27 protein-coding genes are annotated in these 24991 nt (G+C 70.0%); 8 read left to right on the top strand and 19 right to left on the bottom strand.

What is annotated here, in order from left to right; all coding sequences use genetic code 11:
- Positions 1-13: 13 nt before the first annotated feature.
- From SK571_RS04960 to SK571_RS04930, 7 genes are read right to left on the bottom strand one after another with little or no spacing between them, the layout of a single operon-like run.
- The gene (locus SK571_RS04960) at positions 14-496 is read right to left on the bottom strand and encodes a hypothetical protein (RefSeq protein ID WP_319982835.1); all 483 of its coding nucleotides are present in this window, start codon (positions 494-496) and stop codon (positions 14-16) included.
- Positions 497-533: 37 nt separating this feature from the next.
- The gene (locus SK571_RS04955; RefSeq protein ID WP_319982834.1) at positions 534-2246 is read right to left on the bottom strand and encodes a DUF2264 domain-containing protein; all 1713 of its coding nucleotides are present in this window, start codon (positions 2244-2246) and stop codon (positions 534-536) included.
- Positions 2243-3193, bottom strand: a complete 951-nt coding sequence (locus tag SK571_RS04950) for a hydroxyacid dehydrogenase (RefSeq protein ID WP_319982833.1) — start codon at positions 3191-3193, stop codon at positions 2243-2245. Before SK571_RS04950 ends, SK571_RS04955 begins: the two co-directional genes overlap by 4 nt.
- On the bottom strand, positions 3190-4017 hold the full coding sequence (locus SK571_RS04945; RefSeq protein WP_319982832.1) for a carbohydrate ABC transporter permease: 828 nt from the start codon (positions 4015-4017) through the stop codon (positions 3190-3192). The genes SK571_RS04950 and SK571_RS04945 overlap by 4 nt, the downstream gene beginning before the upstream one ends.
- Entirely contained in the window at positions 4017-4892 is an 876-nt protein-coding gene (locus SK571_RS04940; protein ID WP_319982831.1) for a carbohydrate ABC transporter permease, read from the bottom strand. Before SK571_RS04940 ends, SK571_RS04945 begins: the two co-directional genes overlap by 1 nt.
- Positions 4889-6187 carry an ABC transporter substrate-binding protein gene (locus SK571_RS04935; protein WP_319982830.1) on the bottom strand — a complete coding sequence of 433 codons (1299 nt, stop codon included), beginning with the start codon at positions 6185-6187 and terminating at the stop codon, positions 4889-4891. The genes SK571_RS04940 and SK571_RS04935 overlap by 4 nt, the downstream gene beginning before the upstream one ends.
- A gap of 33 nt (positions 6188-6220) precedes the next feature.
- The gene (locus SK571_RS04930; protein ID WP_319982829.1) at positions 6221-7249 is read right to left on the bottom strand and encodes a substrate-binding domain-containing protein; all 1029 of its coding nucleotides are present in this window, start codon (positions 7247-7249) and stop codon (positions 6221-6223) included.
- A gap of 98 nt (positions 7250-7347) precedes the next feature.
- On the opposite strand from SK571_RS04930, the gene SK571_RS04925 reads away from it, so the two are divergent.
- Genes SK571_RS04925 through SK571_RS04915 form a run of 4 tightly spaced genes read left to right on the top strand, consistent with a single transcriptional unit; the run spans position 7348 to position 9363 of the window.
- Entirely contained in the window at positions 7348-8268 is a 921-nt protein-coding gene (locus SK571_RS04925; protein ID WP_319982828.1) for a TIGR01777 family oxidoreductase, read from the top strand.
- 1 nt (position 8269) lies between these two features.
- A complete protein-coding gene (locus SK571_RS46330) occupies positions 8270-8521 on the top strand; it encodes a hypothetical protein (protein ID WP_406601940.1) in 252 nt (83 codons plus the stop codon).
- Positions 8514-8780, top strand: a complete 267-nt coding sequence (locus tag SK571_RS46325) for an SH3-like domain-containing protein (RefSeq protein WP_406601939.1) — start codon at positions 8514-8516, stop codon at positions 8778-8780. The genes SK571_RS46330 and SK571_RS46325 overlap by 8 nt, the downstream gene beginning before the upstream one ends.
- Complete coding sequence (locus SK571_RS04915) at positions 8773-9363, top strand: nitrile hydratase subunit alpha (protein WP_319982827.1); 591 nt, start codon at positions 8773-8775, stop codon at positions 9361-9363. The genes SK571_RS46325 and SK571_RS04915 overlap by 8 nt, the downstream gene beginning before the upstream one ends.
- 24 nt (positions 9364-9387) lie before the next feature.
- Here SK571_RS04915 and SK571_RS04910 read toward each other — a convergent pair whose 3' ends face one another.
- The 5 genes from SK571_RS04910 to SK571_RS04890 all read right to left on the bottom strand — a co-directional run bounded on the left by SK571_RS04910 (position 9388) and on the right by SK571_RS04890 (position 14947).
- Positions 9388-10788, bottom strand: a complete 1401-nt coding sequence (locus SK571_RS04910; protein WP_319982826.1) for a serine hydrolase — start codon at positions 10786-10788, stop codon at positions 9388-9390.
- Between the two features lie 111 nt (positions 10789-10899).
- A complete protein-coding gene (locus tag SK571_RS04905; RefSeq protein ID WP_319982825.1) occupies positions 10900-12123 on the bottom strand; it encodes an MFS transporter in 1224 nt (407 codons plus the stop codon).
- Positions 12124-12178: 55 nt separating this feature from the next.
- Positions 12179-12640: a DoxX family protein gene (locus SK571_RS04900; RefSeq protein WP_319982824.1), complete on the bottom strand. Its 462-nt coding sequence runs from the start codon at positions 12638-12640 to the stop codon at positions 12179-12181.
- A 60-nt stretch (positions 12641-12700) separates the two neighbouring features.
- A complete protein-coding gene (locus SK571_RS04895; RefSeq protein ID WP_319982823.1) occupies positions 12701-14359 on the bottom strand; it encodes a peroxidase family protein in 1659 nt (552 codons plus the stop codon).
- A gap of 132 nt (positions 14360-14491) precedes the next feature.
- Positions 14492-14947, bottom strand: coding sequence for a glycosyltransferase (locus tag SK571_RS04890; protein ID WP_319982822.1), 456 nt, complete (start codon positions 14945-14947; stop codon positions 14492-14494).
- On the opposite strand from SK571_RS04890, the gene SK571_RS04885 reads away from it, so the two are divergent.
- Positions 14934-15908, top strand: a complete 975-nt coding sequence (locus SK571_RS04885) for an STAS domain-containing protein (protein WP_319982821.1) — start codon at positions 14934-14936, stop codon at positions 15906-15908. The two genes, SK571_RS04890 and SK571_RS04885, sit on opposite strands and share 14 nt — an antisense overlap.
- A gap of 223 nt (positions 15909-16131) precedes the next feature.
- On the opposite strand, the gene SK571_RS04880 is transcribed toward SK571_RS04885, so the two are convergent.
- Positions 16132-16407, bottom strand: a complete 276-nt coding sequence (locus SK571_RS04880; RefSeq protein WP_319982820.1) for a chorismate mutase — start codon at positions 16405-16407, stop codon at positions 16132-16134.
- A 27-nt stretch (positions 16408-16434) separates the two neighbouring features.
- Here SK571_RS04880 and SK571_RS04875 point away from each other — a divergent pair, with 27 nt between their 5' ends.
- Complete coding sequence (locus SK571_RS04875) at positions 16435-16791, top strand: RNA-binding S4 domain-containing protein (protein WP_319982819.1); 357 nt, start codon at positions 16435-16437, stop codon at positions 16789-16791.
- A 131-nt stretch (positions 16792-16922) separates the two neighbouring features.
- Here the strand turns inward: SK571_RS04875 and SK571_RS04870 are convergent, their stop codons facing one another.
- The 5 genes from SK571_RS04870 to SK571_RS04850 form a co-directional block, all read right to left on the bottom strand.
- Positions 16923-18344, bottom strand: a complete 1422-nt coding sequence (locus SK571_RS04870; RefSeq protein WP_319982818.1) for a DUF4419 domain-containing protein — start codon at positions 18342-18344, stop codon at positions 16923-16925.
- A 6-nt stretch (positions 18345-18350) separates the two neighbouring features.
- Complete coding sequence (locus SK571_RS04865; RefSeq protein WP_319982817.1) at positions 18351-19220, bottom strand: NAD-dependent protein deacetylase; 870 nt, start codon at positions 19218-19220, stop codon at positions 18351-18353.
- 1 nt (position 19221) lies between these two features.
- On the bottom strand, positions 19222-20919 hold the full coding sequence (locus SK571_RS04860; protein ID WP_319982816.1) for a cellulase family glycosylhydrolase: 1698 nt from the start codon (positions 20917-20919) through the stop codon (positions 19222-19224).
- 157 nt (positions 20920-21076) lie between these two features.
- A complete protein-coding gene (gene bla / locus SK571_RS04855; protein WP_319982815.1) occupies positions 21077-21958 on the bottom strand; it encodes a class A beta-lactamase in 882 nt (293 codons plus the stop codon).
- Positions 21959-22021: 63 nt separating this feature from the next.
- Positions 22022-22852, bottom strand: a complete 831-nt coding sequence (locus SK571_RS04850) for a phosphatase PAP2 family protein (RefSeq protein ID WP_319982814.1) — start codon at positions 22850-22852, stop codon at positions 22022-22024.
- A 65-nt stretch (positions 22853-22917) separates the two neighbouring features.
- Between SK571_RS04850 and SK571_RS04845 the strand changes: the two genes are divergently transcribed.
- On the top strand, positions 22918-23247 hold the full coding sequence (locus tag SK571_RS04845; RefSeq protein WP_319982813.1) for a hypothetical protein: 330 nt from the start codon (positions 22918-22920) through the stop codon (positions 23245-23247).
- On the opposite strand, the gene SK571_RS04840 is transcribed toward SK571_RS04845, so the two are convergent.
- The gene (locus tag SK571_RS04840; RefSeq protein WP_319982812.1) at positions 23220-23891 is read right to left on the bottom strand and encodes a TetR/AcrR family transcriptional regulator; all 672 of its coding nucleotides are present in this window, start codon (positions 23889-23891) and stop codon (positions 23220-23222) included. The two genes, SK571_RS04845 and SK571_RS04840, sit on opposite strands and share 28 nt — an antisense overlap.
- A gap of 80 nt (positions 23892-23971) precedes the next feature.
- On the opposite strand from SK571_RS04840, the gene SK571_RS04835 reads away from it, so the two are divergent.
- The gene (locus tag SK571_RS04835) at positions 23972-24988 is read left to right on the top strand and encodes an MBL fold metallo-hydrolase (RefSeq protein ID WP_319982811.1); all 1017 of its coding nucleotides are present in this window, start codon (positions 23972-23974) and stop codon (positions 24986-24988) included.
- The last annotated feature ends 3 nt before the right edge of the window (positions 24989-24991 follow it).

Here is a 24991-nt window from a genome sequence, read left to right as displayed (position 1 = left end):
AGACCTCGGGCGACTAGATCCGGCCGAACAGGTCGGTGATCAGCTTCTTCGACGGCTCGACGCCCGCGGGCGACATCACCTCGATCTGGGTCTTGCCCCTGCGCGCGGCCACGGTGTGCTGGGCGGTCTCGGACCCGCCCGCGCTGGACTCGTAGGCCTCGTCGAACAGGCCCTCGATGGCCTTGGCCTTCTCCGGCTTGCCCTTGGCGAACGTCGCGGCGGTCGCGTTGGTGGTGAACCGCACCTCGACCGGCATGCCCGCGCCCACGTAGTTGCACGTCGTCACGGCCTTGTCGACGCTCTCCCGCTGGCCCTGCAGCCGCAGGTTGAGCGCCTTGCCGACGACGGAGGAGTTGGCGTTCGCGCAGTTCGGGCCGTTGCCGGCGGGCTGCTCGACCGTCGTCGGGGTCGCAGGGGCCTGCGACGGGGCGGCCTCCGGCTCGGAGGTGCAGGCGGCGAGCAGGAACGCGGCGGCGGCGAGAAGGGTGATGCGCACATCCCTTCATCGAGCCTGCCGCCGCCGCGTTACCCGGTCAGGCGTCCAGGGTCAGCCGGAGGATCTCGTCGACGCGGGCGTCCCAGTCCGCGTCCGCGACGGAACCGCCGAGAACCGCCACCGCCGCGAGAGTCACGGTGCCTTCGACTTCCGCGGTCAGCACGGGGACCTTCGTGGTGGCGGTGAACGCCGTGCCCTGCGGCGCTGTCCGCGACTCCGTGCCCGTCCAGCCCCGCACACCGGCCAACGACGACTCCAGGTCCGTCGCCCAGCCGGTGAGCTCGGCCCTCGTGCCGGGCGGTGCGCCGATCACGCGGTGGATGCGCAGCTCCTGGTCGTCCCAGACCGCCGTGACGCTCTCGATCCGCAGGCCCGGCACGGTGGGCTGGTGCGCGTCGAACACGGGGCGGTGCCAGGACGCGGCCCAGTTGTCCCGCGCGCCCAGCGGGTGGATCCGCCTGCGCACGCTGCGGTCACCCCGGACGACCAGGCTGATGTGGTTGTCGGCGACGTTGTGCTTCGCGGTCGGGCCGCTGGCGGTGGAGTAGGCGAAGCGGCTGTAGAGGGGGTCGTCCTCGGTCGCGTACTCGCCCTCGAACGGCCGGACGTGGTCGCTGCCGTGGTTGTGCAGGCGCGTCACGCCGTTGTGCCGCCGGATCAGGAAGCCGGGGCCGGGCAGCGCGAGCGTCCGGTCCTCGTCCTGGCCCTCCTCCTGCTCTGTCCACAGTGGATGGTCAGGGCCGGCGAGCAGGCAGACGAACGCCTTGGACGCCCAGTACGGCGAGGCCGGGCCGGAGTAGACCTGCAGACTCGCCTCGTGCGGGCCGTGCCAGCCGAGGCTGAGCAGGCCGTCGCACAGCGATCCCCGGTCGAGGAAGTACTGGAGGTTCTGGCTGATGAGGTGGCGGGAGTGACCGGGACTCAGCGGTGTCTCGCCGGTGATCGCACCCAGTGCCACGGCCGACGCGGCGGCGAAGCGGTAGGTGAGCGACCGTCCGAGGTAGAGCGGGGCGCCGTCCGCGCCGAACAGCAGGTGGAAGCTCTCCAGGTGCTCGCGCAGGTGCGTGGTGACGGGACGGCCGTCGAGGTGGGCGTCCAGCGCCGGGTAGAGGTGCAGTGCCCAGCCGTTGTAGTGGTCGAACGCGCGGCCGTCGCCGTCGGAGTACCAGCCGTCGCCGACGTACCAGCCCTGGAGCAGTTCCATCGCGCGGGCCTTCGCCTGGCGGGTCTCGTCGTCACCGCGTCCGGCCGACTCCAGGAACGACGCCACGGTGTACGGGAAGAAGTACCAGTTGTTGGCGGCGGGAACGCGCCGCAGCGCCTCCCGCAGCCAGGCCTCGGCGCGGTCCTGCACCGCCTCCGGGAGCTCGTCCCAGAGCCACGGCTTGGTGAGGCGCAGGCCCAGCGCCACGGAGGCCGACTCGACCATGGGCTGGCCGACGTCGAAGATCGCGGGCCACTCCCCCGCCGTGCCGGCCGCGAGCCCCGCGGCGTAGCGCTCCAGCCAGTTGTGCGGGTCCTCGCCGTGCGCGGTGCGGAACGCGGCGGCGAGGAACGTGCGGGCGTACCCCTCCAGGCCGTCCGACCGGACACCGCTGCGGGACGGCCTGCCGGGCAGGTCGAGGAAGGCCTGGTCGGGAGACGCGTACCGCCAGGCGGCGGCGAGCAGGCCGTCGGCGGTGGCCACCCAGTGCTCGCGGGTGAGGCCGGTGCGGGGACTGAGGACGTGGTCGGGGTCTGGCAGCTTCACGCGATGCGTTCCCTTCGATCAGCGGGCACCGGGGTCGCGAACGCCTCCCCCGCCGCCCACCTGCGGACCTCGTCCACGGCGTGGCGGCCGAGCCGGCCCCACTCGTTGCCCTGCGACCCGGCCAGGTGGGGCGTGATGAGCACGTTGTCGTTGCGCCACAACGGGTGGTCCGCCGGCAGCACCTCGGGGTCGGTCACGTCGAGCACCGCCCGGATCCGGCCGGCCTCGTCCGCCAGGGCGTCCTGGTCGACGACGGCGCCGCGAGCGGTGTTGATCAGCACGGCGTCGTCGCGCAGCAGGCCCAGCAGCTCGCGGCTCACCAGGCCCGTGGTCTCCGGCAGCAACGGCGTGTGCACGCTGACGACGTCGCTGCGATTGAACAGCTCGGTGAGGCTCACGGACTCGGCACCGTCCACCTCGGTCACGAACGGGTCGTGCACCAGCACGTGGAAGTCGTAGGGCGCCAGCAGCTCGATCACCCGGCGGCCGACCATCGACGCGGACAGGATGCCGACCGTGGCACCGAAGTTGCCCACCGAGGCGGGAACCTCGTACACCGACATCCGCCTGGTCTCGCGGTAGTCGCGGGCGCGTTCGAGCACCCGCTTGCCGCTGAGCAGGATCATCGCGACGGTGTACTCGGCGACCGGCAGCGCGTTGGCCTGCGCGGCCGACGACACCGCGATGCCGCGTTCCCAGCAGGCGTCGGTGACGAAGCCCTTGACCGAGCCGGCGGTGTGCACGATCGCCTTCAGGCGGGGCAGCCGTGCGAGCACCTCGGCGGTGATCGGCGGGCAGCCCCAGCCCGTGACGAGCAGGTCGACGTCGGGGACCTCGGCGAAGTCGGGGCGGACGCCCGCGAAGTCGCAGACCACCCGCAGGTCGTGGAGCACGGGCGTGAGAACGGCGCCGGCGGCCTCCGCCGACATCACGCCCGCGGCCCTCACTTGACGGCTCCCGCGGTCAGGCCGGCCTTCCAGAACCGTTGCAGCAACATGAAAGCGAGGATCAGCGGCAGCACCGCGAGGAGAGATCCCATGATCACCACCGGGTAGTATTCGGGAGAGACAGTGGCCGAGCTGTTCCACTGGTAGAGGCCGAGGCTGACGGGGTAGAGCAACTGGTCGGACAGCATGACCATGGGCAGGAAGAAGTTGTTCCAGATCGTGGTGAGCTGGAACAGGAACAGCGTCACCACGCCCGGTCCCAGCATCCTGAAAGCGACCTTGAAGTACGTGGTGAGGTCGCCCGCGCCGTCGATGCGGGCGGCCTCCAGCACCTCGTCCGGCACGTAGCCCTGCGCGAAGATCCGGCCGAGGTAGACGCCGAACGGGTTGAACAGCGCCGGGATGAACACCGCCCAGAACGTGTTCACCAGGCCCGCCTCGGACGCCATCAGGTAGAGCGGCAGCGCGAGCACGGTCTGCGGCACCATGACCGCCGCGAGCACGAGCCCGAAGAGCTTCTCCTTGTGACGGAACGCGTACTTGTCGAACGCGTAGCCCGCGGCGATCGAGATGAACGCGCTGACCGCCGCGCCGACCACGGCGTACAGCAGGCTGTTGAGGTACCAGCGCGGGTACAGGCCCTTGTCCATCGCGAACAGGTCCTTGACGTTCTCCACCAGCGAGAAGCCGCCGAAGAGATCGCTGTTGAACAGGGCGTCGACGTTCTTCGTGGCGGCGAGCACCAGCCACATCACCGGCAGCAGGGTGTAGAGCACCGAGATGCCGACGACCACGTTCACCGTGGTACGGCCGAGGAGGGTCATCAGTCGGCCTTCCTGTTCGTCCAGCGGGTGACGCCGTAGGACAGCGCGACCGTGAAGGCGAGCAGGATCACGGACGCGGCCGCGGCGAGGCCGTAGTTGTTGCGGGTGAAGGCGGCGTCGAAGATGTACATGCTCGGCGAGAACCGGGCGCTGATCATCGGGGTGGACTGGCTGAGCAGCACGGGTTCGGTGAACAGCTGCAGCGCCCAGATCAGGGTGAAGATGCCGACAGTGACGATCGCGCCGCGCACCAGCGGGGCCTTGATCCGCAGGGCCTGCTTGACCGGGCCCGCACCGTCCACGACGGACGCTTCCAGGACCTCGCGCGGCACGGCCTGCAACGCGGCGTAGAAGATCACCATGTTGTAGCCGAGGTTGCTCCACAGGGCGATGTTCACGATCGACGGCAGGACGGTGTTGATGCCGAGGAAGCTGATCTGGACGTCGGCCTTGGCGAACAGGTCGATGATCGGGCTCAGGCCGGGCGTGTAGAGGTAGAGCCAGATCAGCGCGGCGATGATGCCCGGCACGGCGTGCGGCAGGTAGAGGCCCATCTGCATCCAGCTGCGCAGCTTCACCACGCCGGAGTCGAGCAGCAGCGCGAGGGTGAGCGCGCCGGCGACCATGAGCGGGATGTAGAGCAGGCAGTACAGCACGACGGTGAGGAGGCTGCCCAGGAACGTCGGGTCGCTCAGCACCGCGCCGTAGCTGCGCAGGCCGACGAACACCGTGTTCTCCGGGCCGAAGCCCAGTCCCGGCTGGTCGGCCGCGAAGAAGCTGAGCCAGACCGCCGTGCCGGTCGGGATCAGGAACACCGTGACCAGCAGGAGGAAGAACGGCGCCATCAGCACGGCGCAGGCGAGCTTGCCCTTCACCGCGCACCCTCCTCAGTGGACAGTCCGAGCGCCAGCAGGTCGGGCATGGTGCCGCTCTGGGCCTCCCGCACCGCGTCGATCAGCGTGCCGGCCCCGGCGCCCGCCTTCGCGAACCCGTCCTGCATGACCTTCAGGGTGGCGGTCATCCGCGGGCCCCACACCCAGCCGTCGCGGATCTTGTCCGCCTCCTGCTGGAAGAGCCGGTAGATGTCCTGGCCGCCGTAGTACTCGCCGGGGAACGCCTTGGCGCCCGTCTCGACCAGGCCGGGCGCGACCGGGTACTGGCTGCTGGTGCCGCTCTTCAACCGAGCTGTCAGAGCGTCCGGATGCGTGCACTGCCACTCGATGAACTCCATCGCGGCCTCGGGCTCCTGGGAGTCCTTGGTGACGGCGAACGTCGAACCGCCGTGCGTGCCGACGACCTGCTCGTCCCAGATCGGCATGGGGGCGATGCGCCACTTGCCCTTCTGCGCGGGCCTCGCCCGCATCTGCGCACCCGCGTCCCACGCACCGCTCAGCCTGGTGATCACCCGGTCCTGGCCGATCTGCGCGTCGTGCTGCTTGCTGTCACCGGCGTTGCGGAACACCAGGTCCTCGTCGATCAGGCCCTGCCAGTAGGCGGCGACCTTCTGAGTGGGCTCGTCGGCGAGGGACACGCGCCACTTGCCGCCGCGGGTGTCGAACCACTGCGCGCCGGCCTGCCAGGCGTGGCAGGCGAACTGCGTGCCACCGTCCGTGGGGAACAGCGTGAGCCTCTTGTCGGGGAACCTGGACTTCACCGTCCGCGCGAGGCCGGCGAACTCGTCCCAGGTCGTCGGGACTTCGAAACCGTTGGCCTGGAACAGGTCCGCGCGATAGTGCAGGACCATCGGCTCGACGTCGAGGGGGACGCTGAACACGCGGTTGTCGAACGTCGTGAGCTTGAGCGCCTGGGGCAGGAGCTTCTGCTTCAGACGGTCGGTCACGAGGTCGGTGATGTCCCGGGCCACGCCGTCGATCGCGTACCCCGGGACCTGCGGGTACTCGATCGTGGCGACGTCCGGTGCGTTGCCCGCGCGAGCCGCGTTGCTGAGCTTGGCGTAGCCGCCCTGCCCACCGGAGGGGATCTGCTGGAAGACCACCCTGATGCGGTTCTGCGAGGAGTTGAACGCGTCGACGACCTGCTGACTACCGCGCAGGGCCGACCAGAACGTGATCTCCACCGGACCTCCGGCACCGCGGCGTTGCGGAGTGGAGCAGGCCGCCAACGGTGCCGTGAGACCCGCCGCGAGAAGTGTGCGACGACTCAGGCGCATGGATCGCATCCTGATCGCCTGATCGGTTTGCCGTCAAGAAACGTTCAAACGCTCAGTCGATGAGCGGACCTTCAACGTCGGCAGCAGCTCGATGCGTTCGGTGGCCGCGGCCTGGCCTTTCAGCTTGCGGAGCAGCAGTTCGGCGGCGACCCTGCCGACCTCGGTCTTCGGCGGCGCCACGGCCGTGAGCGGGATGCTGCCGAGCGACGCGACCACATCGTCGTACGACACCACCGAGCACATCCGCGGCACCTCCATCCCGGCGTGCATCATCTGCTGGACCAGCATCAACGCGTCCTCGTCGCCGTGCAGCACCGCCGCCGTGGCCCGACGCTCGCGCACCACGTCCACCAGCCCGGTGTCCGGCGAGCTCCGCACCGTGACCGCGTCCTCCAGGTCCGCCGAGATCTCGCGGAACGCCCTGCGCAGCACCCGCGCCGTCGGACTGTCGTCGCGTGCGGCGAGCACGATCCGGCGATGCCCGAGCCCCGTCAGGTGCTTCACGGCCAGATGCATGCCGTACCAGTGGTCCGAGCACACGGAGTTCATCGCCCGCAGGCCTCCGCTCGGGCGGCGCTCCATGAGGACGGTCGGCACGCCCGTGTCCGCGAGCCAGTCGTCCTCGGACTCCTCCTCGGACGTGCGCCACCGCGGCGCCATCAGCAGCCCCTGCACCGGCTCGGTCAGCGCCTTCTCGACGATGGGCCGTTCCGCGCCCCTGACCTGCGGCGCGATGTGCAGAACGACCCGCATGCCGGCCTCTTCGAGGGCCTTGCGGGCGCCGTTCATGGTCTCGTAGAGGTACGTGTGCCGCTCCGGCACGACCAGCGCGATCGCCCCGTTCGTGGCCTGCCTGGGCTCCGGCTGCTCGATCGGCGTGAGCGAGCGCGCGACGCCGTGCCCGCGACGCAGCTTGCCGAGCCGTGCCAGCTCCTCGACGTCGCGTCTGATCGTGACGATCGAAACGTCCAGCTCCCCGGCCAGATCGCTCACCTTGACCGTGCCCCGCGACGCCGTGACGGCCAGAATCCGCTGCCGCCGCGCCTCGCTGGACTCACGCATGACCGACCGCCTGTTCGTTTGAGCGTTTTCCGGGATCATAGCTGAAACGGCTCTCAGCGACCGGGGGCTAGCGTCGTCAGCGAGGGGGAAGCGACGACATGAAGATCGTGATTCCAGGCGGTACCGGGCAGGTCGGCGGCGTGCTGACCCGCGCGTTCAAGGCGGCGGGCCACGAGGTCGTGATCATCGGCCGCAGCACCGGCGTGCGCTGGGACGGCCACACGCTCGGCAGGTGGGCCGACGAGATCGACGGCGCCGACGTCGTGATCAACCTGGCCGGGCGGAGCGTGAGCTGCCGCTACACGGCGGAGAACCTGCAGCAGATGATGCGCTCGCGCGTGGACTCCGCGCCGGTCGTCGGCGAAGCCATCGCGAAGGCGGCCAACCCTCCAGGGGTGTGGCTGCAGATGAGCACCGCGACGATCTACGCGCACCGGTTCGACGCGGCCAACGACGAGGAGACCGGCGTCCTCGGCGGACGCGAACCGGACGTGCCGGGCTACTGGACCTACAGCGTCGAGATCGCCAAGCGCTGGGAGGCCGAACTGGACGAGGCCGACACGCCGGCCACCCGCAAGGTCGCGCTCCGGGCGGCGATGGTGATGAGCCCGGACAGGGGCGGTGTCTTCGACTACCTGTCGTGGCTGGCGCGGCTCGGCCTGGGCGGACCGGTGGCGGGCGGGCACCAGTACGTCTCGTGGATCCACGACGACGACTTCGTGCGGGCGGTCGCGCTGCTGATCAGGGAACCGATCGCGGGCGCGGTCAACCTCGCGGCGCCGAACCCGGTGCCGCAGCGCGAGTTCATGCGCGAGCTGCGCCAGGCCTGGCACGTGCCGGTGGGACTGCCCGCGACGAGCTGGATGGCCGAGATCGGGGCATTCGCGATCCGCAGCGACACCGAGCTGCTCCTCAAGAGCCGCCGGGTCGTTCCGGGCAGGCTCCTGCAGGCCGGATTCGAGTTCCACTTCCCGAACTGGCGGGAGGCGGCGCAGAATCTGGCTGAGAGCAGGAGGTGACATGCCGAGGATCAACGACGTCGGCGGCCAGGACGGCTTCGGGCCCGTGGTCGAGGAGCTCGACGAACCGCCGTTCCACGCCGACTGGGAAGCCCATGTCATGGCCATGAACCGCGCGCTGATCGTGCGGGGCGTCTACAACCTGGACGAGTTCCGGGACGCCGTCGAACGCACGATGTCGCACGAGTCCTCCTACTACGAGAACTGGTTCCGCGCGATCCAGACGCTGCTGAAGGAGCGCGGCGTTGTCTGAGCGCTACCGGACCGGCGACCGCGTCCGGACGTCCACAGTGGAACCGGACCACCACACCCGGCTGCCGCACTACGCGCGCGGCCGGCTCGGCACGGTGGTCGGGCACGACGGCGTTCATCCGCTGGCGGACCTGAGCGCGCGGGGAGTCCAGCAGCCACAACAGGTGTACCTGGTGCGGTTCTCCGCACGCGAACTGTTCGGCCACGGCGACCACAGCGTGACGCTGTCCCTCTGGGAGGACTACCTCAGCGATGAGTGACGACCACGACGACTCCCCGATCGCCGCGCGCGTCCGGGAGCTGGAAGCGATCCTCGAGGAGAAGGGGCTGCTGGACCCGCGGGAGCTGGACCAGGTGCTGGAGGCGTTCACGCACAGGGCCTCCCCCGCCAACGGGTTCCGGGTCGTGGCCAGGGCCTGGACCGACGACGGCTTCCGGGCGCGGCTGCTGGAGAACGCGAACGAGGCGTTGCCCGAACTGGGGTTGTCGATGGGCGGCGGCCTGCAGGTGCAACGGCTGCACGTCGTCGAGAACACCGGGGACGTGCACAACGTCCTCGTGTGCACCCTCTGCAGCTGCTACCCGCTCTCGCTGCTCGGACCGTCCCCCACCTGGTACAAGAGCCCGGCGTACCGCGCGAGGGTGGTCAGCCACCCGCGCGAGGTGCTGGAGCAGTTCGGGCTGACGCTGCCCGAGACCACCAGGATCGAGGTGTGGGACGCGAACGCCGAGTCGCGGTACATGGTGCTGCCGCGCCGTCCCGAGGGCACCGGCGACCTCACCGAGGCCGAGCTGGCGGCACTGGTGACGCGCAACGGGCTGATCGGCACCGCGGCCGTGTGACCGGCCGCGGTGCCGCACTGCCGGCTACAGGTCCTTCATGATGGTGTCGATCGCCTTGCCGAGCTGCGCGTACTTCTGCGTGTACAGCACGGGGTACACGCCGGGCGGGTCGGCCGGGCGGGCCGCGTCCACGTAGTCGGTGCCCAGGTTGCAGAACACGACCACGATGTAGTTGCGGTTGTCCTTGCCGCGCAACGACTTCACGATGCCCGCGTCGGAACCGGTCGTGTCGACCCAGCCCGTCTTGTGCGCGAACGTCACCTCGGCGGCGTCGTTGCACGGACGCACGTCACGGTCGTAGACCGCGTCGCCGACGGTCACGGTGCCGTCCGGCTTGATCCAGCGCGACGGCACCTGCTGCGGGATGCCCTGCACCGGGTAGTCGCGCCCGCACCAGTTCGGCGTCGACAGCATCTCGTTGTGGCCCTGGCCCGCCAGCGTCTCCTGGAAGAACTTCCGCGACGAGTACGAGAGCTCGTTGCGGGTGACGGGCTTGCCCTTGTCGGTCGTCCACAGCACGCCCGCGCCGCCGTTGACCAGCAGCAGGAGCTTCGCGGTGTCGAGGCCGCTCATGTTGGAACCGATCCACCGGCCGCCGTTCTCGGGCAGGGTGCCGGTGACCATCAGGGTCGGCATGCCGAGGTCGGCGAACGTCTGGTTGACCTCGTCCCAGGCCTTGTGGTCGTGGATCAGCTTGATCAGCGAGCAGGTGGACTCGTTCTGCGACTTCGTGATCATCTCGTCGAAGTGCTGCCGGATCTTCTTCACCGACGGCCCGCCGCACGCCGGGCGCACCGGGTCCGGGGCGTAGACGTAGTCGGCGTCGAGATCGATCCTGCCCTGGTCGGCCAGGCGCAGGACGCCGAAGCCCACCATCAGCTTCAGCACCGACGCCGGGTACGGCGAGGAGAAGTCGATCGCCGCGTTCTCCCGGCCGGGCAGCACGTCGACGGTGCCCTTGCCGCCGTTGACGTCCCACTCGGTGTCGTCCCACCAGCGGTAGCGCACCTGGTCGGTGGACAGGCCCTTGTGCGTGACCGGCACGACCACGCCGTTCGGGTACTGCGGGCTGAGCAGCACGTTCGCCACGGACTTCGGGCGGCCGAACGGGTCGAGCTCGATGATCGCCGCGTCCATGTTCGGCGTCTGGTGCAACGGCTTGCCCGCCGCCACCGCCATCCGCGCCTGGGCCTTGTTCATCAGCTCCGCGGGCGAGGCGTCGTACTTCTCCCGCTTGCCCGCCGACCGTGCGCCGAACTCCGGCGGGGTCAGGTCGATGACGTCCTTGAAGTTCTGCGCGACGATCGCCTCACGCAGCCGGTCGGCCAGTGGACGGTCGTACTCCTCGGCCGACGCCGCCGGCGCGAGGGTCGCACCTGCCAGCGCGAGAACCGTGCCCAGCACGGCGAAACGCTTGATTTTCATTCACTTCCCCAGTTGAAGTGGATCCAGCGCGGGCGACTGCATCGAAGGCTGATGATCAGTGCTCCGCTTCCGTCCACATAGACGCCGCGGACTCCTGTCGCGTTGCACGGATCATCGAACCGGCTCGGGGACGTTCTCCAACGACCGCACGGACCGGGAGGCGAGCATTCCCGCGGTCGCGAGCAGGCAGATCGCGGCGCAGCCGAGCAGGGCCGCCGAGGTCCCGAACGCGTGCGACACCGGCCCGATGGCGATCTGGGCCAGCGGGATCGCCACGAACGACCCCAGCATGTCGTAGGAGTAGACCCGCGCGAGCCGGTCCGGTGGCACGTGGTGCTGCAGCGCCATCTCCCACGCCACCCCGAACTGCTCCAGGCCCAGTCCGGACAGGAACGCGGTGACGAGGAGCAGCCACGGCGCCGGGTGCAGGACCATCACCAGCGGCAGCAGCGCGAAGCCCGCCACGCACGCCACCCCGAGCAGCAGCTGCCTGCGCACCTTGACCCGCATCACGACGAACGCGCCGGCGACCATGCCCGCGGTCTGCGCGGCGAGGATCAGGCCCCACATCTCGCGCCCGAACGTCGTGTCCGCCAGCACCGGCCCGAGCACCATCACACCGCCGGCGAGAGCCGCGTTGACGAACGTGAAGGCCACGACCACGACCCAGACCCATTGCCGCGCCACGAACTCCGTCCAGCCGACCTTCAGCTCGGCCAGCACCGACGGTTTGTGGCCTGCCGGGACGTGGGCGGCGGGCACGCGCACGAACGCGAAGAACACACCGGCCAGCGCGAACGACAGCGCGTCCACGGCGAGGCCCCAGCCCGGACCGGTGAACGCGATCAGCAGGCCGCCCAGCGCCGCACCGCCGATGCGCGCGAAGTTCAACCCCAGGCGCAGCAGCGCGTTCGCCTGCAGGCGCTGCTCGACCGGCACGGTCTGCGGCACCAGCGCGGCGGAGGCCGGGAGGGAGAACGCGCTCGACATCCCGTTGACCGCCGACAGCACCACGAGCCACGGCACCGACGCCGTCCCGGTCAGCACGAGACCCGCGATCACCGCCTGGCTGGCGAAGCTGACCGCGCACGACCCGGCGAGCACGAGCTGGCGCGGCAGCCGGTCCGCGACGACACCGCCCCACAGCAGGAACACCACGTTCGTGAGCGACCGCGCGGCGACGACGAGGCCCAGCGACGTGATCGACGAGGTGAGGTCGAGAACGGCGAACGCCAGCGCGATCGGTGCCATCGCGTTGCCGGTGATGGTCGTGACGCGGCCCGCGAGAAGCCATCGGAAAGCCGGATGCGCCAAAGGCGCCAGTGAATCCCCCATAAGGGAAACCTATAACGGCGGGAGCCGCCCGACCCGAGGATCGAACGGCTCCCGTTCACCGCACCCTCGGGTGCGATGAGGCGATGACCACCGCGGCGGCGACGGTCACCAGGTTCTTCAGGATGTATTGGGCTTCGAACGACGCCTGCAGCGGACCGGACCACATCTCGCCGGGGAACAACACCAGTGGTGTCGACACCAGCACGACATGACCGGCCAGCAGGACCGCGCACGACCGCGGTGCGCGGAAGCTCAGCAGGACCAGCGCGATCCCGATCTCACTGATCGCGGCACTCATTCTCGCCACATCCCCGTGAATGATCCCGAACGTCAGCGCGGAGACCGTGCGTTCGACGAGATCCTGGGCCGGACTGCCACCGGGAAAGAGCTTCAGCACGCCGAACCAGAGGTACACGACCCCCAGGCCGATGCGCAGCAACGGAATTCCGGACTCCCGCGCAAAACGAGCCAGGCGTTCCCCGGTGCTTTCGCTGCGTGTGGTTTCTGGACGCGACATCGATCTCCCCCTCGGAGTCTGACTGCCACCACCCGGTCAGACCCCGACGCGCGAGGAAGATCAGCTGACGGGGTCCCCCAGCGGGTTCAGCAGGTCCGCCTTGCCCTCGAACGCGAACAGCAGCAGGTCGACCATGCGGAACGTGCTGGAGTCCGGGCCGAGCGTGGGCCGCCAGTACGGCGAGCGCACGATCGAGATCCGGCTGCCCTCCATCGCGCGGTGGAAGACCTCCGCGGTGATCCGGCCGCCGACCGGGCCCATCAGCCCGTTGCCGACCTCGGCCTCGCGCAGGACGTAGAACCACAACGGGGTGGCGGCGACCAGCTGCGCCTTCTGCTCCTCGGACAGGCCTTCGACGACCGCGCCGCCGTTGCCCACGAGGATCTGCTCGGCGGTGAGCGGCTCCACGCCGAACAGCTCGGCGATCTGCTGCCCGGTGGCGAGCTCCATCATCGAGGCCCTGGTGAGGTTGCGGAACGCGAGGTTGCGCTCGATCTCGCGGAACTGCGTGCCGCGCCCGCCGAACGTGCCGGCCGGCAGCTGCGTCAGCGGGTCGACCAGCAGCGTGTCGATCCGCTTGGTGACGTTGCCGCCACCGGACTCCGCGGGCGGCACCAGGTCGTCCCGCTCGGCCTCGGTGAAGTCGTAGAGCCGCCGGAAGTCCGCGATCCAGTTGCTGGGCAACGTGAAGACCGGCCCCCGGTCGACGTCGTCGAGGTCGGCCGGCGTGCCCGAGCTGGGATCGAAGTTGCCGCTCACGCCGGTGAACGTGAACAGCGCGAACAGCGTCGCGATGCCACCGGGCCCGGCCGAGTTGAACACGCGGTTCCACTGGTACGCGCCGCGGATCTGGCTGTGCCCGAAGCGGTACGAGGCGACCGAGAACTCGATCGGCATCGTCGGCGAGTGGTCGCGGCACCGGCCGGGCACCTCGAAGAACCTGCGGCCGTTGGTGAAGACGTCGTCCACGATCGCCGGGTCGATGATCCGCGGCAGGTGGTCGGTCCTGAGCATCCACTGGTAGTGCCGCACCACGAGTTCCTTGGCGGCGCGGAACAGCCGCTCACCCGTGAGGCCGGTGAGCGCGAGCTCGTCGACCACCCGGTTGTGGAAGCGGATGAACGCGAGGTGCGTCTGCGCCACCACGAGGTTCTCGTCGTTGCGGGCGTCCGGGATCAGCGGCAGCCGCCGATCCGCCGCGGTGCCGGCCGTCCCACCGCGGCGCGGCAGGTCGAAGCCCTCGAACGGGACGTTGGTGCCCTCGTCCGGGAACGGCACCGGTGTCGTGGTGCCGACCTTGAGCTTCACGCCGTCCTGGGCGTAGAAGGCCTGGTCGTCCTTGTCTCGCGGGCCGCGGCCGTAGACCGAGTCGAGGTCCAGCGCGGGCGAGCGGCCCTGCGTCAGCTCGTCGAGGTTGACGTCCTGCCCGAGCTGCGACTCGGTCCGGTCCATGGTCAGGTCGTGGTCGACGAACTGACCGAGGTAGGTGAACCCCGCGGGGACGGCCGGATCCGCCGAGTCGGGCTGCGGAACGTCCGCGGTGATCGCGGTGGCGAGGGCGACCCGCGTCTCCTCGTCGGTGCGCGGCCCTTTCGGCCCCAGTCGTGAGAACCGGAACCTGCGCAGCTCCTCCGCCGTGGAGGGCTGACGCGTGGTGGCCCCACCTCTGCCGTCGAATTCCAGTACGCCTTCGCCCACGACGAAGAAACTGTCGCGCACGTGCCTCTTCATATTTCCCCCTGGTTTCCCCTCGTACAGGCGACCTGTTCTCCCCAACAAGCACCTGCCCCACCGCCAGTCTCCGGACGGACTAAATTTCCGTCGAAGCTTTTGGCCACACCCAAAATGTCGTCACACAGCGGATACGAGGTGGTCCGGAATATTCGTGAAAGCCTCAAGATCCATTGTTTGTGCGGCGAGGTTCTCAGCGGCCTCGTGATATTTCCTCGTGTTCAGCACGTGCCGGATCCGTTCGGCCAGAACGGTGGCGGTCAGTCCTTTCACGTCCACCCGCACGCCCGCGCCGAGTTCCTGAACCCGGTCCGCGTTGCGCGGCTGGTCGGCGAACAACGGCACCGCGACCATCGGCACACCGGCGGTCAGCGCCTCCCGCACGCCGCTGTAGCCCGCGTGCGTCACGAACACCTTCGCGGTGCCGAGGAGCCGCTGCTGCGGGATCTCCGGTTCGAGACGGACGTTCGACGGGCGCGGGCCGGTCCAGTCGCCGTGGCCGATCGCGACGACGGAGGGTGCGGAGACCTCGCCCAGCGCCTCCACCACGACGTGCGGCAGCGTGGACCCCGGCATCAGCCACTGGGCGTTGGTGCCGAAGGACGCGACGATCTCCGGTCCTTCCTCGCCACCCCTGCTCGATCGGCACGCGGAAGTGGTGCTGGGCCGGGTGCCACGACGCCGGGGTCAGGCCGGCGACGAGGGCCGGCTCGGTCGCGCCGACCCCGAACCTGGCGCGGACCTTGTCCACCAGCTCGTCGAGCAGCGGGATCTCCAGCGGCGCGAACGGGGCGATGTCGACCAGCGCGTGCGGGATGCCGAGCACCTCGGCGGCGATCTGGCCGCCGTACTCGCTGGTCTCGCGCACGATGACGTCGGGACGCCAGGTGCGGGCGAAGTCGAGGACGTTGGCGGCGGACGCGACCACGAGCGGGCCGGACCAGAGCGGCACCTTCAGCACGCCGTCGCGTTCCGGGATCCACGGTGGCGGCGGCCCGAGGTCGGACGGCGCCGGGACGTCCCGCATCACGACGGTGTGCTCCAGGTGCGCCATCGCGGGCCCTGTCGCGATCACGGCCTCGTGGCCCCGCTGCCGGAACGCCCGCGCGAGCGGCACCATCGCCGGCATCAGGTGGGAGTGGATGGGCAAGGACGTCAGAAGAACTCGCACAAAACCAGTTTCGCGGTGGGCAGCACCGGGTACAGCTGCGAAATGCTCGAAGTCACGGTGACGGAGTCGTCGCCTGCCTCCACCCTCGTCACGGTCTCCGGCGAACTGGCCGGCTCCGGCTCGGAACGACTGCTCGCACGGCTGGACCGTCTGCTCGACAACGGTCACCGCTACGTCGTGCTGGACCTGACAGCCGTCACGTTCTGCGACTCCAGCGGGGTGAGCGCACTCGTGCGCGGACATGCGCGCGCCTCGGCCGCGGCGGGCGGTCTCAAGCTCGCCGCCGCGTCCGAGCAGGTGACGCGCGTGCTCGAACTGTCGGGGCTCGCAAGGATGCTGGGCCTGCAGTCCACTGTGGAGGCTTAGGCCTGTCCTGCAGGTCCGTTCGATGAGAGTCACGGTCGAGACCTGCAGGACAGGGCCTATGCGCACACGGTGTGCATCGCCTCGGCCAGGGCGCTCTCGTGCAACCGGTCGAGGCGGTGCAGCACCACCGCCGACCGTTCCGCGATGGTCGCGTGGATCTCGCACCGCAGCGACGGGCGGCGGAGCCGTTCGGTGTCCTCGATCTCGGCCAGGATGCCGGTCGTCAGCCGGTCGAGGACCGGCCGGACCTCGGTGGCGAGATCGGGCCTGTGCTGCGGGACCTCTTGTCGAGGTGCAGCTCCACCGCCCTGGCCCGCACGCCGTCGAGCACCTGCTGTTCGCGCAAGGGGTCGTCGATCGGTTGTGCCGTCCCGAACTTGGCCGCCGCCACCAGGTCCGCGACCTGGACGCGCTGCACGGCGAGGCCCGTGAGCTCACCGAGCGGGCCGACGGGGGTGAGTGACGCGGCGAGGGTCAGCGCGACCGCCAGGAGCCTCATGATCTCCGAGAGTGCCATGATGGCGGGGTGGAGTCCACGCGCATCGACCGCTGGCTGTGGGCGGTCAGGCTGACGAAGACCCGCCCGGACGCCTCTCAGGCGTGCAAGGGCGGCCACGTGCGCATCAACGACAAGCCCGCGAAGGCCTCGGCGACGGTGGTGCCCGGCGACCAGGTCAGGGCGCGGGTGGGCGACAAGACCCGCATCGTCGAGGTGGTGCGGGTGATCCAGAAACGGGTGGGCGCGGCGGACGCGGCCACCTGCTTCATCGACCGCACTCCCCCGCCGCCCGTGGAGGCCCCGATCGCGCGGCGCGAGCGGGGTGCGGGGCGTCCGACGAAGCGGGAACGGCGCGTGCTGGACCAGTTCCGGTCACAGCACTAGGGCCTGTGTCGAAGTCTGGTTCGATGAGAGTCGCGCTTGAGGTGGTTCCTGGTGGTGCGGCCGGACGGCCCGCATACCGGTGTTGTACGTGGGCCGTCCGGCCGTGCCGCCAGGGGCCGCCTCGGGCCCGGCTATCGCGGACCAGACTTCGACACAGGCCCTAGATCGGCGAGCTTCCCGGTTTCGAGCTGCGCGATGTCGCCGTCCGCGTCCATGGCGGCGTCCAGCAGGTGAGCGAGCGAGGTGCCGAGCAACGGCACCTCCGCCGGGTCGTCGCCGTCGCGCAGCACCGCCCAGTGCGGTTCGGCGTCGTTCCACGCCTGGACCTCGCCGACGTACCGCCCGTCCGCGAGCGCGAACCGGCCGTGGACCGTGTGCGGCCCGGAGTCCAGGAACGTCGTGGCGTCGTGCGGGCAGAGCCGCCAGGTGCCGCCGAACAGCGAAGCGGTTCCGACGCGGTTGTACAGGGCGATCACCTCCCCAGCGCCGGATGGCCCGTGCGGGTGCTCGGTGGGTGGCGTCGTCTCGTGTTCCGCGATCAGCCGGGTTGTCACCGTCTCGATGTCCGGGGGCGCGTCGACCAGCGCCCAGCCCGCGACCGGCCGGAGCGCGCCGTCCGGATCCTGCACGACACCGATCAGGCCCGCGTCGAGCGTCACGACGCGATTGGTGCCGAGGTCGCTGACGTTGATCGTCGCGCGGCACAGGGTGGCGGGCACGGTGTCCGTCCTGATGCCCGGACCTCGTTCGCCGCGCGGTTCGCCGAGACGCAGGCCCAGCATGGGGTTCGGCGCACCGTTCGTGCCCTGCAGCGCCAGGTACGGGTAGAACCGCGAGATCCACCCGGTGACCACCTCGCCGCCGTAGGCGTCGGCCGGGTTGTAGATGCGCTTCCAGAACTCCGTGCGCGCATCGCCCGACGCGGCCCGCACGAACTCGTCCATGATCGGTGCGAGCGACCGCACCCACTGGCCGAGTCCGAGCACGCTCAGGTCGTCGACGCGGGCGCGGATCTTGCGCCAGTCGTCGGCCGTGCCGGTGAGCGTGATCGACGGGATTCCGCAGACGCACACCGCCCAGTAGGCGTAGTACGGCGAGTACGCGTCCATCATCGCGACGCGGCCCGCCACTCGTTCGATCTCCGTGCTGGTGCTGAAGTCGCACTCGAAAGTCGTGTCGCCGATCTGCTTGCCGAACAGCTCCACGACGTGCGCCCACGACTCGGCGTCCACCGGCATCGGGCCGTCGATCAGCACCGTCAGGCGCTTCTTGCCCTCGTGGCTGACCAGCAGCGGCCGCAGTTCCTCCGCGTGCAGCTTGATGTGCTGGGCGATTCCGCGTGCGATCGTCAGCCACACCGCGTCCGGGGTGAGGACGAGCGGCCGGTGCTGGGCGAACGCCTTCGCCACCGCGCTCAGCAGCGGGTGCACGCCGTCCGGTTCGAGCACGGCCTGCTCGCCGGCGACGACGAGCGCGTCCGGGAACAGGTCGGCGATCGGGCGGGTGGGCAGCGCCTCGGTCACCGGCGTGACGTCGTCGACCGAAAAGGTCACCATTCCTCACCCCACAACGACTTCAGCCAGCTCCGTGAGCGATTTCCCGAGCGGCAGATCGACCCTCAGCGACGCGTGTGGATCACCCCGCGTCTCGCCCCGGTTGATGATCACGACCGGGATTCCGGCGGTGGCGGCCCGCCGCACGAACCTCAGCCCGGACATGACGGTCAGCGAGGAACCGAGGACGAGCAGGGACCGCGCGCTGTCGACGAGCGAGTAGCACTGTTCGACGCGGGGACGAGGCACGTTCTCGCCGAAGAACACGACGTCCGGCTTGAGGACGCCGCCGCACTCCGCGCACGGGACGACCACGAAGTCCTTCACGGTCTCCTCGGGCAGGAAGACGTCGCCGTCCGGGTTGATCTCGTCGGTCGTCGCGTGGAAGTCCGGGTTCGCCTCGCGCAGGCGGCGGTCGAGGTCGATGCGCGGGGACAGCCGCTTGCAGTCCAGGCAGATCACGCGGTCGAGGCCGCCGTGCAGTTCCACGACGTCCGGCGAGCCCGCGGCCTGGTGCAGGCCGTCGACGTTCTGGGTGATGACGCCGGCGAGCTTGGGGCTCAGGCGGGTGACGGCGTGGTGGCCCGCGTTCGGGTGCGCGCGGGCGATGGTGCGCCAGCCGACGTGGCTGCGCGCCCAGTAGCGCTGCCGGCCCGCCTGGCTGGTGGTGAACTCCTCGTGGGTCATCGGGGTGTGCTTGCGCAGGGACCCGCCCTCGCCGCGGTAGTCGGGGATGCCGGACTCGGTGGAGAGGCCCGCGCCGCTGAGCACCAGCACCCCACCCTCCGCGACGATCGGCACGACGTCGGTGAGGGTGGTGGTGCGCGGCAGCGCCGGGCCCGGGTTCGACCAGCTCAGAGTGGGCCTAGTTCGCACTTCACCAGCTTACGTACCACTGTCGAATCTCGGCCTCCGCCGCCGCGACGTTTCCTGCCGACGGGGCTGTGACCAGCGCGAACTGCCTTCCCTGGCCGCTTCGGAGCAGCAGCTTGCCGCCCTCGACCGTCGAGGACGCCGAGCTGACCACCAACGGCGAGCGCAACGACTCGGGGAGGTGGAGCTCGGTCGGCGCGGAGCCTCCGTTCGAGTCCCAGACGAGCACGGCGAACGGCGCGGAGCCGACGAGCGCGCGGACGGCGGGCAGCGGGATCTGCTGCCAGGTCTGGTACGCGCGGTCCTCGTAGGTGAAGGCGAGCGTGGTGCCCGCGACGGCCCGCGGGTAGACGCGGTCGACGATCGCCCGGTCGACGGTGAGCACCGCGTTGCCGGCCGCGTCGAGCTTGACCGCCGAGAAGTGCTCGTCGTTCATGGCGTCGCCGTCGGTCTTGACCTTGTCGGGGTTGTCGTTCATCAGCTCGCGGTGGCGGCCGTAGTTGGTGTCCCAGTGCCACTGGCTGCCCGAGATCACGCTGCCGCGCGGCGCCGACCACCAGCGCGCGCCCGGCGCCGTCGAGTCGAGGCCCTGGTAGATCGCCTTGAGCACGGACGGCGTCTTGTCGGAGGTGAAGCCCGAGACGGGGTGGCCGAACTCGGAGACGATCGCGGTGGTGCCGAGCGCCCTCGCACGGTCGCGGATCGTGCCGAACGCCGGGGTGTACTCGCCGTCCGCAGCCTTGCCCGGCATGAGGACTCCCGACTGCGCCTTGCCGTCGTAGAAGTGCGCGTTGAACACGAACCGTTCGCCGAGGGTGGGCACGAGCGCGAGGCCGCCGGGTTCGGCGAAGAAGTCCACGTTCTGGTTCCAGAACACCAGCGGTTCCACGAACGCGGGCTTCGCGGCCCAGCCCGCCTCGTCCATCTCCGCGCGGAACCGGTGGTAGAACGGCATCAGCAGGTCGCGCTCCCACGTCTGCGAGGTCTGGCCGGCGTCGTACTTGCCGGCGTACGGCTCGTTCAACGGGTCGACGCCGACGACGAGCTTGAACTCGTTGGCGGGCAACGCTTCCTTGACGTGCTTCAGTGCTTCGCCGGCCGCGTTGACGAACGAGTCCTGCACACCGTTGCGGTTGTGCCAGAAGTCGTAGGTGGCCGCGGTGACGGCGTTGTTGTTCTTCATGTTCTGGCCCCAGTGGAAGCAGAGGCCGCACGACTCCTTGGGGTACCCGCTCGCCGCCCACGCCGGTGCGCCGTCGCCGGTGTACCAGCTGTCCTTGTTGAACAGGTGACGCGAGTAGAGGTCCTGGTGGAAGTCGAGGTAGACGCGGATGCCGAGGTCGGTGAAGGCGCGGAGCTGCGCCGTCACGCCGCCGAGGTAGGCGTGGTCGATCTGGCCGCGCTGCGGTTCGATCCACGCCCACGTCAGCAGGAACCGCACGGCGTTCGCGCCGGTCAGCTGCTTCATGGCCTGCGCCGACCTGCGTGCGTCCGCCGTGTTCGCGAACGGAAGCCCGCGGTACTCGGCGAGCTTCGCCGTGCCGGAGACGTTGAAGCCGCGCAACACCACCTCGCGACCGTGTTCGTCGCGGAAGACCCCGCCGGACACCCGGAGCTCGGAGCCGTCGAACGACTCCGCCTGCACGGGTGTGACCACCAGGGCGAAGAGGAACAGGACCACCAGGAGAACCGCTCGCCGCATCGCCGCCGCCTTTGGAACGTGAACGAGATTCGCATTGCGACCGTAGCGGGTGAATGCGCGTTCGACCAGCGATTCGACGATCAGCCCTCGTCGTTCGACGAAATCAGAACGGCCTGGAACACCTGTTCCAGGCCGTTCAGCGAGCTGTAGGCGCCGGTCAGCTGAACGTCGCCGCCACGAGCTCCGCCGTCTTGGCGAGCAGCGGTTCGTCGGCGGCGCCGGTCGGCTCGTCCTTCCTGGTCGACAGGACGGCGATCACGATCGGCGCGCGGCCGGCCGGGAACGCGATACCGACGTCGTTGGTCGTGCCGTAGCTGCCGGTGCCGGTCTTGTCGCCCCAGCGCCACGCCGACGGCAGCCCGGCGCGGATGCGGTTGCCGCCGGTCGTGTTGGCCAGCAACCACTTCGCGAGCTGGTCGGAGTCGTTCGAGTTGAGGGCGTGGCCCAGTGTCAGGCGCGCGTAGCTCTGGCCGATGGCGCGCGGTGACGTCGTGTCGGTGATGCGGCCCGGTTCCGCCGAGTTCAGCTCCGGCTCCCAGCGGTCGAGGCGCGTGACCGGGTCACCGATCGAACGGCTGAAGCGACTGATCGCCGTGGGGCCGCCGAGCTCCTTGAGCAGCAGGTTCGCCGCGCAGTTGTCGCTGTAGGTGATGGTCGCCTCGCACAGGGCCGAGATGGTCATCCCGTTCGCGAGGTTCTCGGGCTTGCCGGTGATCGGGCCGTAGCCGGACTTGTCCACATCGGACTGCGTGTAGGTGATCACCTTGCCGAGCAGCGTCCCGTCGCGGTCCTTGCGCAGGATCGCCGCCGCCGCGATCGTCTTGAAGGTCGAGCACATCGGGAAGAGCTCGTCCGCGCGGTGCAGCACCGTGCGACCGGTGCCGGTGTCCGTGGCGAACACGCCCAGGCGCGCGTTGTGCAGCTTCTCCAGGTCACGCAGCCTGCCGGTGACCGTCGAGGCCTGCGCCGCGGCGGGCACGGCCACGGCCAGCGCCGCCCCGGCGCCCAATGTCAGCACGGCACGTCGGTTGAAACTCAACGTCCTGTCCCCTTCTCCGGAAACCTCTCCACCAGACAGGACGCGCAGGAGATCAACTGGTTGTCACTCGATCCGGCGCCAGCAGGCGAGGTACGTGAGCGCGGCGAGCAGCGACCCGGCCGACGCGAACGCGCCCGCCCCCAGGTAGATCACCCACTCGTCGGCGTTCAGACCCTCGCCGGCCAGCGAGAATCCCCACAGGATCCCGCCCAGGGCCAGTGTCGTGGCGGCGATGACCGACCAGAACACCACCAGGACCACCCGCCCGACCCGGCGAGGTCCGGTGTAGGGCCGCAGAGAACCCTTGCGCTGCAACCACCACGCGGCGAGGGCCCCGACGGCGAGCGCGATGCCGTCGGCGGCGAGGGTGTCGCTGAGGCGATGCCACTTCGCGGTCAGCGTGTACTGACCGATCGCGGTGGCCCACGGCAGCACGAAGAAGAGCATGACGCCACGCCACTTCCACGGCACCACGATGATCGCCGCGAACAGCACCGTCATCGCGATCGTCGTGTGTCCACTGGGGAGGCTGTTGTGCGCGTAGTCGCCGGTGACCTCGACGAGTGCCGGACGCGGCAGGACGAACCGCTTGAGCGCCTGCACGACGACCTGGCCCGCGACGATCACGCCGACCGCCGCGACCGTGAGGTCCCAGCGCTTCCTGAGCACGCCGACCAGGGCGACCGCCACCACCGCCGCGGCCAGCGAGTAGACGGTGATCTGGCCGAGCGCCGCCCAGGCGGCGTCCGACTCGGAGACGTCGTCCTGGTCGGCGCCGCGCAGGGCCGCGTTCTCGATCGTCTGACCGGCCTTCGTCAGCACCGCGAGGACGTACACGACCGCCGCGAAGACGAACCCCGCCACCGCGACCACGGGCCACCGTCGACAGTTCACGCGGAGGAGTCTGCCGCCGTTCGGACCAGCGCGCAGCGCGAAGATCAACCGGCATGCTGTCCGGCATGGATCCTCGCGACACCACCCCGGCACTCGCGCGGCAGCGGTTCCTTCGCGGCATGTGGGAGATCGTCGACCAGCACGGCCCGCCGAACGGCCAGACCCACCAGGTCGGTGAGGCCGCGAAGGAGCGGCTGTTGTCGCAGGGAGCGGTTCCCGAGGACCTGCGGGCGTTCGGCCGCGTGGTCGCCTTCGAGTCGCTGTTCGCCGCTCTCCACCTGCTCGACGACCCCGGTCCCGGCGAGCCCGGCTGGGCCCTGGTGGAGACGTCCGGCGGCGAGCCGACCGGGCGGCGGGTGCAGGGCCTCTACGAGGACCTCGGCCCCGACCGCTGACCTCCGATCCGATCGAGCACGGCCGTGACCGCGAGGTCCACTGTGTACTCGAACTCGGCGTCGCGGTCGAACGCCGCGAGGTGCGGTGCCGTCCGCACCACCGCGGGCAACCCCGAGGCCTGGAGTGCTTCACGACGTTCGCCGTCGTCGCCGCCGAACGTCGGCGCCGCCGACACCTCGCGCAGCAACGTGCCGATCAGCGTGGCGAGCAGCATCCGCAGCAGGTGCACGGCCTCCTCGGCGCCGGCGCCCGCGGCGAGCAGGACCTCCAGCACCGCGTCCACCGGAGCGAGGCCCTCCAGCGAGGACAGCTGGCGGGTGAGCACGAGCGGCGCGGCTCCCGGATGGGCCAGCGCGCGGGCCCGGAACGCCTGTGCGATCGCGCGCAGGTCGCGGTGCGCGTCACCGGTGGGCTCCGGCAGGACCAGGCCGCCCAGCAAGTGCTCGGCCACGGCGTCGAGCAGCCCGTCCTTGCCGTCCACGTGGTTGTAGAGGCTCTTGGCGTCGACCCCGAGCGCCCGCGCGACCGACCGCATGCCCACGCCCGCCACGCCTTCCGCATCGATGACCTGCAGCGTCGCCGCGACGATCGAGTCGCGGGACAGCAGCGGCGTGCGCGGACGGCCTCGGCGCGGTTCAGTCACGCGGTCATTGTGCCTTGCGGATGTCCACGGTGTGGGTTTAACCTCCGAAATAACCCACAGTGTGGGTATTGGAGGGGATGATGAGCTTCACCAGGATCGACACGCTCGAGGGCATGGACGTCGAGGGCGGGCCCGGCGCACGGCTGCGCGTCGCCCGCGAACGGGGCGAGGCGTTCCGGCGGGAGTTCGCCACGACCGGCACCCCGGACAGCATCGTCACGCGCGACCTGGTGACGCTGCCTTACCCGACGCGGTTCGGCCTGTTCAGGGCCTCAAGGGCGATCGCGCCGTTCCTGTCGATCACGAACCGGATGCTGGTGATCCGCTGGCACGACGACGGCCGCGAGCGCATCCTGCTGTTCGAGCCGAGCGACCACGAGTACGGGCGGTACACGCCGTACTTCGAGGACCTGTCCGGGCGGACGCCGGACGTGGTCGAACGGCGCATGGTCAAGGTGCACGGCACCGTGCCCGGCCACCTCGAACGGCTCGGCATCGCGCCCGAGGACGTCGACTACCTGATGTTCGACCACCTGCACACCCAGGACCTGCGGCGCTGGATCGGCGCGACGCCGTACTTCCCGAACGCCAAGGTGATCGTGCAACGCGACGAACTGGCGGCCCTGAGCGAACTGCACCCGTTGCAGAAGCCGTGGTACCAGCCCGCGACCTACCGCGACCTGCCGGAGGAGGCGTTCCTGCCGATCGACGGCTCGGTCGTGCTGGGCCCCGGCGTCGCGGTGATCAAGACGCCGGGGCACGTGTTCGGCAACCAAAGTCTCGTGGTCAACACCTCGACCGGCATCTGGGTGAGCAGCGAGAACGTGATCGCCGCCGAGGCGCTGACGCCCGAGCACTCGAAGCTGCCCGGCCTCGCGTCGTGGACACGACGGTGGCAGCAGGAGGTCGTGCTCAACGCGAACACCGTCGAGACCACCGCCGACCAGTACAACTCGATCATCCTGGAGAAGACGCTCGCCGACCGCAGCCAGGCCGACCCGCGGTTCCTGCAGTTCTTCCCGTCCAGCGAGCTCACCGGCGCCTGGACGAACCCCGGCACCACCCCCACGTTCAGCCACGGCCAGATCGTCCACTGAGGA

The organism is Lentzea kristufekii, from assembly GCF_033949925.1.
In the GTDB taxonomy this organism is placed as follows: Bacteria; Actinomycetota; Actinomycetes; order Mycobacteriales; family Pseudonocardiaceae; genus Lentzea; species Lentzea kristufekii.
Note: the sequence above shows the minus strand (reverse complement) of the source record. Positions and strands in the feature narration are given on the sequence as shown.